This is a genomic window from Streptomyces echinoruber, from assembly GCF_014651135.1.
In the GTDB taxonomy this organism is placed as follows: domain Bacteria; phylum Actinomycetota; class Actinomycetes; order Streptomycetales; family Streptomycetaceae; genus Streptomyces; species Streptomyces echinoruber.
Genome location: NZ_BMWH01000053.1, coordinates 1 through 13067 on the forward strand (window position 1 = coordinate 1; position 13067 = coordinate 13067).

General features: G+C 76.5%; 3 protein-coding genes. All 3 read right to left on the reverse strand.

Annotated features, from left to right (window positions below; genetic code table 11):
• Positions 1-1054, reverse strand: a 1054-nt coding sequence (locus IE225_RS31845) for a beta-ketoacyl synthase N-terminal-like domain-containing protein (protein WP_229880197.1), incomplete at its 3' end; no start/stop codon positions are given.
• A gap of 62 nt (positions 1055-1116) precedes the next feature.
• Positions 1117-11358 (reverse strand): type I polyketide synthase, encoded by a 10242-nt coding sequence (locus IE225_RS31850; RefSeq protein ID WP_190061149.1) that lies wholly within the window; start codon positions 11356-11358, stop codon positions 1117-1119.
• 262 nt (positions 11359-11620) lie between these two features.
• Positions 11621-12472, reverse strand: a complete 852-nt coding sequence (locus tag IE225_RS31855; protein ID WP_190061148.1) for a menaquinone biosynthesis family protein — start codon at positions 12470-12472, stop codon at positions 11621-11623.
• Positions 12473-13067 lie beyond the last annotated feature (595 nt).

Sequence of the window (13067 nt, forward strand, 5' to 3'; positions counted from 1 at the left end):
GCAGCGCCTGCGCCTCGATCGGATCCCCCAGCCGCGTGCCGGTGCCGTGCGCCTCCACCGCGTCGACGCCCGCCGGGGCAAGCCCGGCATCGGCCAGCGCCGCCCGGATCACCCGCTGCTGCGCCGGCCCGTTGGGCGCCGTCAGCCCGTTGGACGCGCCGTCCTGGTTGACCGCCGAACCGCGGATGACGGCCAGCACCCGGTGCCCGTTACGCCGGGCGTCCGACAGCCGCTCCACCACCAGCACGCCCACCCCCTCGCCCCAGCCGGTGCCGTCCGCGCCCTCCGCGAACGCCTTGCACCGCCCGTCCTCCGCCAGGCCCCCCTGCCGGGAGAACTCCACGAAGACATCGGGGGTGGACATGATGGTCACGCCGCCCGCGAGGGCCAGGTCGCACTCGCCGGCGCGCAGGGACTGCACCGCGAGGTGCAGGGCGACCAGCGACGACGAACAGGCCGTGTCCACCGTCACCGCCGGCCCCTCCAGCCCCAGCACATACGCCACCCGCCCGGAGACGACGCTCGCCGCGTTCCCGGTGAGGAGGTGGCCCTCGACGCCCTCGGGCAGGTCGCGGCCGCTGGTGGCGCCGTAGTTCTGGTTGCTGCACCCGATGAAGACGCCGGTGCGGCTGCCGCGCACGTCGGCCGCGGGGATGCCGGCGCGTTCCAGGGCCTCCCAGGACGTCTCCAGCGTGAGGCGCTGCTGGGGGTCCATGGCGAGGGCCTCGCGGGGCGAGATGCCGAAGAACGCGGCGTCGAACTCGGCGGCGGGCAGGACGAATCCGCCCCGGCCGGCCGCCGGGCGCGCCGAGTCGCCGTACGACTCCCAGCCGCGGTCGGCGGGGAAGTCGGTCATGGCGTCGACGCCGTCGACGAGCAACCGCCACATGTCCTCCGGGGAGTTGACATCGCCCGGGTAGCGGCACGCCATGCCCACGATGGCGACGGGCTCGGTCGCCGCGCGCGCCAGCCGCTCGTTCTGCCTGCGCAGGCGCTCGTTCTCGAGCAGCGATGCGCGCAGGGCCGCGACGACGCGCTCCTCGGAGGTGGCCATACTCAGCTCCACTGTGTGTACTCAGGGCTTCGCCAGGGGTGGGAGGCGGCCGGGCGGGCGGATCAGTCGGAGGTGTCGCCCAGGGCCAGCTGCACGAGGTCGTCGACGTCCATGTCCCGGATGTCCGGGGTGCTCGGGGCGTCCGGAGTGTTCTGGGCGTCCTGGCCGGTGTCCGGGGCTCCCCCGCCGGGCGCGGTGGCCGTCCCGGCCGCTCCCTCGGGCTCGGTGAGCGCCAACAGGGCTGCCAGCAGGCCGCTTTCCTGCAGCCGGGACAGCGGGATCCGGGCGAGGCGGTCGCGTACGGCGGTCTCGTCCGGGTCCGCGGCCGCCGGGCCGTCGGTGCGGGCGCCGTCCGCCGGGGTGGCCGTCTCCGGGAACAGTTCGGCGTGGAGGTGGTCGGCCAGGTGCCGCGGGGTCGGGTGGTCGAAGACGAGGGTGGGCGGCAGGCGCAGCCCGGTGTCGGCGTTGAGACGGTTGCGGAGTTCCACCGCGGTGAGCGAGTCGAACCCCAGGTCGCGGAACGCGCGGTCGACGTCGACGGCGCGGCCGGCCGAGCGGCCGAGGACCTCGGTGGCCCGGTCGCGGACCGTCTCGCGCAGGACGCGGCGGCGTTCCCGCCCGGTCAGGCCGGACAGGCGCCGGACGAGCGGCGCACCCGGCGCACCCGGTGTATCCGGCGTGCCGGTCGGTGCGTGCGGCCGGCCGCCGCCGGTACCGCGGTCGGCGGGGCCGTCGGCCAGGGCGGACAGCAGGGGGCTGGGGCGCCGGGCGGTGAACGTCGGCACGAACCGCTCCCAGTCCACATCCGCGACCACCACGGACGTGTCCGCGCATTCCAGGGCCCGTTCGAGGGCCGTCAGCGCCCGCTGCGGGTCCATCACCCGCAGGCCGCGCCGGGCCACCTCGGCGGCGCCGGCGTCCGTCACCATGCCGCCGCCGTCCCACGGTCCCCAGGCGATCGCGGTCCCCGCCAGTCCGCGTGCCCGGCGGGCCGCCACGAGCCCGTCCAGGTAGGCGTTGGCGGCCGCGTAGGCGGCCTGGCCGCCGCTGCCCCAGACACCCGCGATGGAGGAGAACACCACGAACGCCGCCAGCGGCCGTTCGCCCAACGCGGCGTCCAGATGCGCGGCGCCGTCGGCCTTGGCGCCCCACACGGCCGCGAAGTGGCCGGCGTCCACGTCGTCCAGCGCCCGTGCGTCGGGCAGACCCGCGCAGTGGAACACTCCGTCCACGGCGTGCCGCTCCAGCAGGGCGGCGACCGCGGCGCCGTCGGCCATGTCGCAGACCTCGACCACGACGCGCGTGCCGAGGGTCTCCAGTTCGGCGACGAGTTCGGCGGCGCCGGGCGCGTCCGCGCCGCGCCGGCCGGCCAGGACCAGCTCCGGCACCCCGTGCCCGGCCAGCCACCGGGCCACCCGGGCGCCCAGCGCGCCCGTTCCGCCGGTCACCAGGGCGCGGGTGGGCGGGTGCCAACCGGACGTGCGACGCGACGACGGGGCGGGAGCGGGCAGCAGGCGGCGGGCGAAGACCTGCTCACCGCGCACCGCGACCTGGTCCTCCGTACCGGAGGCGACCAGCGCGACGAGCCGGCCCAGGGCCCGGCGGTCGGTGCGCCGGGGCAGGTCGACGAGGCCGCCCAACCGGTCGGGGTGCTCCAGTGCCACCACCCGGCCCAGGCCCCACACGGCGGCCTGTTCCGGCTCCACGGGGCCGTCGGCCGCGTGTCCCACGGCCACCGCGCCCCGGGTCACCCACCAGGCCGGAGCGGTGACCCCGCCGTCCCCCAGCGCCTGTGCCAGCGCGAGCGCCGCCCCCGGCCCGTCCGGCACCGCCAGGACACCGGCCACCGCGTCCTCGGCCGCCGCGTCGGCGAGGAGCCGCGCGAACCCTCCTCGGCCGGCGTCCGGCGCGTACGCCAGTCGCTCCACGCCGGGCACGTACTCCTCGATGCCGGGCAGATCCGTTCCGGCGGCGGCCGGGTGCAGCAGCAGCCACCGTCCGTCCAGCACCGCCGGGGGCACGTCCTGGACCGGCTCCCAGCCGACCCGGTAGCGCCAGGCGTCGACCGCCGCCCGCTCGACCTGCCCCCGGTGCCATGCCGACAGCGCCGGTACGACACCGTCCAGCACGGCCTCGTCCACCCCCAGCGCGACCGCCAGATCATGGGCGCTCTCACGCTCGACGAGCTCCCAGAACGCGGCGTCGGCACCGCCACCGTCACCGGCCTGCGCCAACCGCTGTTCCGGCCACAGCCAGTCCCGCTGGAAGGCGTACGTCGGCAGCTCGACGGCCGCCGCATCGGCGCCCCGCAGCAACTCGGGCCAATCCACCCGTCCTCCGGTCACGAAGACTCCGGCCAGCGCGGCCATGACGGTGTCGGTCTCGTCGCGGTCCTTGCGGAGGGTGGGGGTGAGGAGGACGTCGGCGGCCTCGGGGAGGGCGGCTTGGGCGAGGGCGGTGAGGGTGCCGTCCGGGCCGAGCTCGACGAACCGGGTCACCCCCTGATCGGCCAGCCAGGCCACGCCGTCGGCGAACCGCACCGCCTCGCGCACATGCCGCACCCAGTACTCGGGGGAGGCCAACTCGTCGTCTCCGGCGAGGCGCCCGGTGACGTTGGAGACCACCGGGATCACCGGGGAGGCGTAGGTGATGCTCGCCGCGATCTCCCGGAACTCCGCGAGTATCGGCTCCATCAGCGGCGAGTGGAAGGCGTGGCTGACCCGCAGCCGGGTGGTACGACGGCCCTGCGCCGCCAGCTCCCCGGCCACCGCCGTGACGGCCGCCTCCACGCCGGAAACGACCACCGCACGCGGCCCGTTGACCGCCGCCACCGCCACCTCGGCCTCCCGGCCCTTGAGCAGCGGCCGCACCTCCTCCTCGGCGGCCTCGATGGCCACCATGGCCCCGCCGGGCGGGAGTTGCTGCATCAGCTCCCCGCGGGCGACGACGAGCCGGCAGGCGTCGGCCAGCGACAGCACCCCGGCCACATGGGCGGCGGCCAGCTCCCCGACCGAGTGCCCCACCAGGTAGTCCGGCCGCACCCCCCAGGACTCCACCAGCCGGAACAGGGCGACCTCGACGGCGAACAGGGCCGGCTGCGCCCAGCGCGTCTCGTCCAGCCGCTCGGCGTCCTTGCCGAAGACGACCTGCCGCAGTTCCTCTCCCACCTCGGCCACCACTGCATCGAAAGCCTCCGCGAAGGCGGGGAAGGCGTCATACAACTGCCGCCCCATGCCGAGGCGTTGGGAGCCCTGCCCGGAGAACAGGAACGCGGTCTTCCCCTCGCAGGCAACACCCCGGGTCACGTTGGAGGCAGTCTCACCGGCCGCCAAGGCAGCCAGTCCGGCCAGCAGCTCGTCACGGTCCGCACCGCGCACCACCGCCCGGTCCTCGAACGCGGAACGCGTCGTCGCCAGCGCCGCAGCCACGTCGACGGCGTCGTACTCGGGCCGTGCCCGCAGGTGCTCCCTCAGTCGTGCCGCCTGGGCGCGCAGCGCATCCGGTCCCCGCCCGGCGAGGACCCATGGCACGACCGGCACCGGCACCGGCACCGGAGGACGCTCGATCTCGGTCACGGCTGTCTCCGCGGACGCCGCTTCCAGGACGACGTGCGCGTTCGTGCCGCTGAATCCGAAGGCTGAGACGGCGGCTCTCCGGGGCCGGTCGCCGGTCTGCGGCCACGCCCGGGCCTCGGTCAGCAGCCGCACCGCCCCGGCGTCCCAGTCCACGTGCGAGGTGGGCGCGTCCACGTGCAGCGTGGCCGGCAGCACCCCGTGCCGCAGCGCCAGCACCATCTTCAGCACCCCCGCCACCCCCGCAGCCGCCTGCGTGTGCCCCAGGTTGGACTTCACCGACCCCAGCCACACCGGCCGGTCTTCCGGCCGATCCTGCCCGTAGGTGGCCAGCAGCGCCTGCGCCTCGATCGGATCCCCCAGCCGGGTGCCCGTGCCGTGCGCCTCCACCGCGTCGACGTCCGCCGCGCTCAGCCCGGCATCGGCCAGCGCCGCCCGGATCACCCGCTGCTGCGCCGGCCCGTTCGGCGCCGTCAGCCCGTTGGACGCACCGTCCTGGTTGACCGCCGAACCCCGCACCACCGCCAGCACCCGGTGCCCGCGGCGCCGGGCGTCCGACAGCCGCTCCACCACCAGCACCCCGACGCCCTCGCCCCAGCCGGTGCCGTCCGCGGCGTCCGCGAACGCCTTGCACCGCCCGTCCCCGGCCAGACCCCCCTGCCGGGAGAACTCCACAAAGGCGGCCGGTGTCGACATGACGGTGGCGCCTCCGACCAAAGCCAGCTCGCACTCCCCCGCGCGCAGGGACTGCACCGCCAGGTGCAGGGCGACCAGCGACGACGAACACGCCGTGTCCACCGTCACCGCCGGCCCCTCCAGCCCCAGCACATACGCCACCCGCCCGGAGACCACGCTCGCCGCGTTCCCAGTGCCCAGGTGGCCTTCGGTGTTCTCCTTGGCGGTGGTGAGGAGTTGGGCGTAGTCCTGGCCGTTGGTGCCGGCGAAGACGCCGACCCGGCGCCCGCGCAGCGCGCGCGGGTCGATGCCGGCCCGCTCCACCGCCTCCCAGGAGGTCTCCAGCAGCAGCCGCTGCTGCGGATCCATCGCCAGCGCCTCACGCGGCGAGATGCCGAAGAAGTCCGCGTCGAAGGACGCGACGTCGGCCAGGAAGCCGCCGCGGCGGGTGGCCGAGGTGCCTTCGCGGCGGGCCGCCGGGTCGGGGGCCGGGTCGTAGAGGCGGTCGACGTCCCAACCGCGGTCGCGGGGGAAGTCGGTGATGGCGTCGTCGCCGCGCAGGAGGAGGTCCCAGAGTTGGTCGGGGTCCTCGATGCCGCCGGGGAGGCGGCAGCCCATGCCGATGACGGCGATGGGGTCGTGCGCGCGGTCGGGCGCGGTGGCCGGGCCGCCGGTGGCCGGGGTGGCCGTCTGCCCGGCTCCGTTCAGTTCGTCCAGGAGGAGCCGGGCGACCGCCGCCGGGGTCGGGTGGTCGAAGACGAGGGTGGCCGGCAGGGGGCGGCCGGTGGCCCGGGTCAGGGCGTTGCGCAGTTCCAGCGCGGTGAGGGAGTCGAGGCCCAGGTCACGGAAGGGGCGGTCGAGGTCCAGGGGGATGCCGGTGTCGTGGCCGAGGACGGTCGCCACCGTGCGGCGTACCAGGTCGCGCACCGCGTCGGCCCGCTGGTCGGCCGGGAGGGCGGTCAGGGCGCCGATGCCGGGCCGGGTGGCGGCCGGGTCTGCGGGGGCGGCCTGGCGGAGGAGGGGGCGGCCTGCCAGGGACCGCAGGAGCGGGGGGAGTTCGGTGTCGCTGCTGCGCAGGGCGGTGGTGTCGAGGCGCAGCGGGACGGGCGTGGGGCCGGTGATGTCGGTGAGGCACCGGTCGAGGAGGGCGAGGGCGTCGGGGGTGGGCAGGGCGCCGATGCCGCTGCGGCCGATGCGGCCGCGCCGGGCGGTGCCGATGCGGCCGGTCATGGCGCTGTCCTGGTCCCACAGGCCCCAGGCGATGGTGACGGCGGGCTGTCCCTCGGTCCGGGCGTGTGCGGCGAAGGCGTCGAGGAAGGCGTTGGCGGCGGCGTAGTTGCCCTGGCCGGGGCCGCCGAAGGTGGCGGCGGCGGACGAGAACAGCACGAAGGCCGACAGGTTCCGGTCGCGGGTCAGTTCGTGGAGGTGGACGGCCGCGTCGGCCTTGGGCCGCAGCACGGCGGCCAGCCGGTCGGGGGTGAGGGAGGTGATCACGCCGTCGTCGAGGACGCCGGCGGCGTGCACCACCGCGCCCAGCGGCCGCTCGGCCGGGAGGGCTTCCAGGAGGGCGGCGAGAGCGGCGCGGTCGCCGACGTCGCAGGCGGTGACGGTCAGGTCGACGCCGGACGCGGCGAGGTCTGCGGCGAGTTCGGCGACGCCGGGCGCGTCGGGGCCGCGCCGTCCGGCCAGGACGAGGTGGCGGACGCCGTGCTCGGCCACGAGGTGGCGGACGACGGCCCGGCCGACGGCGCCGGTGCCGCCGGTGACGAGGACGGTGCGGTCCGGATCGAAGCGGGCCGCGGTGGAGGGCGAGGCCGTCGGGGCGGGGGTGGAGCGGACCAGGCGGGGTTCCAGGAGGCGTCCGCGGCGCAGCGCGGCGTCGGGGCGGTCGGGGTCGACGACGGCGGCGAGGTCGGCGGCGGTGAGCGCGTCGGTGTCGGTGTCCAGCAGCAGGAAGCGGCCGGGGTTCTCGGACTGGGCGGAGCGCACCAGGCCCCGGACGGCCGCCGCCGGGAGGTCGGTGACGGTCTCGTCGGCGGCGGTGGCGACCGCGCCGCGGGTCAGGAACAGCAGGCGGGAGCGGGCGCAGCGGTCGTCGGTCAGCCACCGCTGCAGGAGGGCGAGGGCGTCGGCGGTCGCGGTGCGGACGGTCTGCGGCAGGTCGGTGCGGGACGTGCCGGGGGTGGTCCACGGTACGGCGACGAGGCCGGGGAGGTCCGTGGCGTCCCGCAGGGCGTCGAGGAGGTCTTGAGGGCTGCGGTGGAGGGCGATGCCGTCGGGGCGGGGGTGGGGGGCGTCGGGTGCGGGGGACCAGGCGACGGTGTAGAGGTCGCTGAGGGCGACGGCCGGGGCGAGGGGCAGGTCGGCCTCCGCGAGCGGCCGCGCGGTGACGGCGCGGGCCGTCAGGACGGGGGCGCCGGTGCCGTCGAGGAGGGTGAGGGCGGTGCCGCCGTCGGCGTGCGGCCGCAGGTGGATGCGGACGGTTTCGGCGCCGGTGGCGTGCAGGGTGGCGTCGGACCACGTGACCAGGTGCGGTGCGGGGTGTCCGAGCGCGGCGAGGGCGGTGAGGGCGCCGTCCAGGAGTGCCGGGTGGAGGGCGTACCGGGCGGCGTCGACGCGCTGCGGTTCCGGGAGCGTCGCCTCGGCGAGGACGTCGTCGCCCAGGCGCCAGGCCGCGGTCAGGGAACGCAGGTCCGCGCCGGGGACGGTGCCGTGCTCGTCGAGGATCCGGTACAGCTCGTCGACGTCGAGGGGGGCGGCGCCGGCGGGCGGCCAGGCGGCATCGGGCGAGGCCGGGGACTCGGGGTGGGCGGTGCGGGTGAGGGTGCCGTGGGCGTGCTGCCGCCAGGGGTGTTCGGTGGGGTCGGCGCCGGACGGGTCGACGGGCCGGGCGTGCACGGTGACGGTCCAGCGGCCCTCCTCGCCGGTGGTGTCGAGCGCGGTCTGGATCTCGACGCCGCTCGCGTCCGGCAGCGGCAGGGGGACGTCGACGGTCAGCTCGGCCAGGTGGTGGGCGCCGACCAGCCGGCCGGCGTGCAGGGCGAGTTCGGTGAACACCGCGGACGGCAGCAGCGGGCGGCCGTGGGCGGTGTGGTCGGCGAGCCAGGGGTGGGTGCGCGGGGAGAGGCGTCCGGTGCACACGAGTGAGGAGGAGGCGGCCAGGCCGATGCTCGCGGTCAGCAGCGGGTGCCCGGTGCGGCCCGCGGTCCCGCCGGGCGCGGAGTCCAGCCAGTAGCGGCGGCGCTGGAAGGCGTACGTCGGCAGGTCGGCCGGCGGCGCGTCGCCGGGCAGGACGGCCGTCCAGTCGACGTGGGCGCCGCGGGCGTGCAGCGCGGCCAGGGCGCCGAGGGCGGCGAGGGGTTCCTCCCGGTCCTTGCGCAGCACCGGCACGAGCAGCGGGTCGGTGTCGGGCCGAGTGAGGCCGGTGCGGGCCAGCGCGGTCAGGGTGCTGTCGGGGCCGAGTTCCATGAAGCGGGTGACGCCGTGCTCCTCCAGCCGGCGCACCCCGTCGGCGAACCGGACCGTCTCGCGCACGTGCCGCACCCAGTAGTCGGGGGAGGTCAGTTCGTCGTCTCCGGCGAGGCGCCCGGTGACGTTGGAGACCACCGGGATGGCCGGGGAGGCGTAGGCGATGCCCGCGGCGACCTGGCGGAACTCCGCGAGCATCGGCTCCATCAGCGGGGAGTGGAAGGCGTGGCTGACGCGCAGCCGGGTGGTGCGGCGGCCCATGGCGGCGAGTTCCCGGGCCACGGCGTCGACCGCCTCGGCCGTGCCGGCGACGACGGTGGCGTGCGGGCCGTTGACGGCCGCGACGGCCACCTCGCTCTCCCGGCCGGCCAGCAGGGCCACGGCCTCGTCCTCGGTGGCCTCGACGGCCACCATGGCGCCGCCGGGCGGGAGTTGCTGCATCAGCCGGCCGCGGGCGACGACGAGACGGCAGGCATCCGGCAGGGACAGCACCCCGGCCACATGCGCCGCCGCCAGCTCCCCGACCGAGTGCCCCACCAGGTAATCCGGGCGCACGCCCCAGGACTCCATCAGCCGGAACAGGGCGACCTCGACGGCGAACAGAGCCGGCTGCGCCCAGCGCGTCTCGTCCAGCAGCTCGGCGTCGTCCCCGAAGACGACCTCTCGCAGCTCCTCCCCCACCTCGGCCACCACCGCATCGAACGCTTCGGCGAAGACGGGGAAGGCGTCATACAACTCCCGCCCCATACCCAGCCGTTGAGCCCCCTGCCCGGAGAACAGGAACGCGGTCCTGCCGCCCCGGCGGGCGGTGTCCGCGACGACGTGGGCGGCGGTCTCGCCGGCGGCGAGGGCCTTCAGGCCGCCGACGAGGGCGTCGTGGCTGTCGCCGAGGACGACGGCGCGGTGGTCGAAGAGGGTGCGCCGGGTGGCGAGGGTGTGGGCGACGGCGTGGTCGTCGTCCGCCGGGCGGGAGCCGAGGTGGGTGAGCAGGCTGCGGGCCTGCGCGGCCAGGGCTTCGGGGGTGCGGGCGGACAGCAGCCACGGAACGACGGGCGGCCGGACGTCTTCCGGCCTCGCGGCGGGCGTCCCGGCGGGCGTCCCGCCGAACACCTCTCCTCCGGACGCCTCTCCTCCGGACACCTTCCCTCCGGACGCCTCTCCTCCGGACACCTTCCCTCGGGACGGCTCCCCGCCGGGTGCCTCCGGGGCGGGCGCCTCTTCGAGGACGACGTGGGCGTTGGTGCCGCTCACGCCGAACGCGGAGACGCCGGCGCGGCGCGGGCGCCCGGTGCCGGGCCAGGCGACGGGCTCGGTCAGCAGCCGGACGTTGCCCTCGCTCCAGTCGACGTGCCGGGAGGGGGCGTCGACGTGCAGGGTGCGCGGCAGCCGGTTGTGGCGCATCGCCTGCACCATCTTGATGACGCCGCCGACGCCCGCGGCGGCCTGGGTGTGCCCGATGTTCGACTTCACCGAGCCCAGCCACAGCGGCCGGTCCGCGGGCCGGTCCTGCCCGTACGTCGCGATCAGCGCCTGCGCCTCGATCGGGTCGCCGAGGACGGTGCCCGTGCCGTGCGCCTCGACGGCGTCCACGTCGGCCGGGGACAGGCCCGCCGCGGCCAGGGCGGCGCGGATGACGCGCTGCTGGGCGGGCCCGTTGGGCGCGGTCAGGCCGCTGCTGGCGCCGTCCTGGTTGACGGCCGTGCCGCGGATCACCGCCAGCACCGGGTGGCCGTTGCGGCGGGCGTCGGAGAGCCGCTCCAGCAGCAGCACGCCGACGCCCTCGCCCCAGCCGGTGCCGTCGGCGGCCTCGGCGAAGGACTTGCAGCGGCCGTCCGGGGACAGGCCGCGCTGCCGGCTGAACTCGAGGAAGGTGACCGGGGTGGACATGACGGCGACCCCGCCGGCCAGGGCGAGCGAGCAGTCGCCGGAGCGCAGCGCCTGCACGGCGAGGTGGACGGCGACCAGGGAGGAGGAGCAGGCGGTGTCGACGGTGACGGCCGGGCCCTCGAAGCCGAAGGTGTAGGAGACCCGCCCGGAGGCGATGCTGGCGGCGCTGCCGTTGCCGAGGTGGCCGCCGAGGCCGGGGGGCGGCTCGGGGAAACGGGAGCCGTAGTCGTTGTACATGACGCCGGCGAACACGCCGGTGTCGCTGCCCCGCAGGTCCCCCGGGCGCAGGCCGGCCCGTTCCAGGGTCTCCCAGACGACCTCCAGGAGCAGGCGCTGCTGGGGGTCGGTGGCGAGGGCCTCGCGCGGTGACATGCCGAAGAAGTCGGCGTCGAAGTCGGCGGCGTCGTGCAGGAAGCCGCCCTCGCGGGTGTAGCAGGTGCCGGGGTGGGCGGGGTCGGGGTGGTAAAGGGCGTCGACGTCCCACCCGCGGTCCTCGGGGAAGCCGGAGACGGCGTCGGTGCCGGTGTCGAGGAGCCGCCACAGGTCCTCGGGGGTGCGCACCCCGCCGGGGTAGCGGCAGCCCATGGAGACGACGGCGACCGGTTCCGTGGCCCTCGCCTCGACCTGGCGCAGGCGGGTGCGGGTGCGCTGCAGGTCGTGGGTGACGCGCGTCAGGAAGTCGCGGAGCCTGTCCTCGCTCACGGAGCTCACGGGTCGGTTTCCCTTCGACGGCGGGCACACGGTCGCGCCGGTGGTCGCGCACGGGCTGTGGCCCGGACGGGTGGGGGTGTCCCGCACCGGACGGGTGGGGAGGCGCGGCCGGCCCGGGCCTCCGGCGCCCCGCCGGGCGGGCGGGGCGCGTGCCTCTGAGCCGATTATCGGGAGCGGGGTCCACACCTGCGGGCCAGGTCAGGGCAGGTCTAAGAGATCTCCTAGCGTTGGCGGCGGTCCTCGGGGCAGTTCCTCAGGGCAGTTCCAGGGCGCCCGGCGGCACCGCCGGCAGCAGGCCCTGGGCGGCGCTGCGGTCCAGGAGGGTGCGCACCGCCTGCCGTCCCTCGGTGCCGAGGTCCGCCGTGAAGGAGTTGACGTACAGGTCGATGTGCCGGTCGACGACGTCGGGCGTCATCTCCTGCGCGTTGGCCAGGACGTAGGAGCGGGAGGCCGCGGGGTGCTCGCGGGCGGCGCGGACGGAGGCGCGCAGCGTGTCCGCGAGGCGGCGCAGGAGGGTGTCGCCCAGGGAGCGCCGGGCGACGATGGCGCCGAGCGGGATGGGCAGGCCGGTCCGCTTCTCCCACTCCTCTCCCAGGTCGGCCAGGCAGTGCAGGGCGTGGCGGCCGTAGGTGAAGCGGGCCTCGTGGATGACGAGTCCGGCGTCCACCGCGCCGTCGCGGACGGCCGGCATGATCTCGTGGAACGGCATGACGGTGATCTCGCCGAACCCGCCGGGCACGGCGTCGGCCGCCCACAGCCGCAGCAGCAGGTAGGCCGTGGAGCGGGTGGCGGGCACGGCGATCCGGGCGCCGGCCAGGGCGGCGGGCCCGGTCGGCTCCCGGCCCAGGAGGAGGGGTCCGCAGCCGCGGCCGACGGCTCCGCCGCTGGGCAGGAGCGCGTAGTCGCCGAGGACGTACGGCAGGACGCCGTAGGAGACCTTCAGCACGTCGAGTCCGGCCCGTTCGGCGAGGCCGTTGGTGACGTCGATGTCGGCGAGGGTCACCTCCACCTCGGGTGCGCCGGGCAGCAGGCCGTGCGTCCACGCGTGGAAGACGAACGTGTCGTTGGGGCACGGGGAGTGCGCCAGGGTCAGCGGTGGCGTCATGCGGTCGCCTCTTTCTGCCGGGTGGGATGCCGGAGGGCTGCCGGGCGGGATTCCGGGCGGGATTCCGGGCGGGATTCCGGGCGGGAGGGCCGCCGAGCGGAATGCCGGGCGGGAGGGGTGGCGCTGCGGCGGCCGGCGCCCGCCCCTGCCGTGACGGTTCGTCAGGTTCGCCGTGGGGGGTGGCAGGGCGGGCTGCCGGCCCGGTTCCAGGAAACCCGGTGCGGGTGTGGGGTTTTCCCCAGACTGCCCTCCGCGAGGATGGGAGCGCCCCGTCCGGGGCGCGGCACCGATGCCTGCCGGCCTCCCGGGCCCCGCGGCGCGGTTCCCGCGGGGCCCGGGTCCCGTCCGGGAGCGGACGGCCCGCCGAGGCCGTGCCGGGCGGGGGCTCCGCCCGGCCGCCCCGTCCCTGGCCGGGCGGGCGGCCCCGCCCGGCGCGGGCCGCGGACGAGTCACGTGCCCTGCCGCGTGCTCCCACCCACTACGTGTGCCCCCCGGGCACTGACCGAGGAGGTTCCCGGCGATGGACGCTGGGCTCAAGCGCGAGCTGGAGGAGAAGGTCCGCTCCGGTGAGCGGCTGTCCCGTGAGGACGGCATC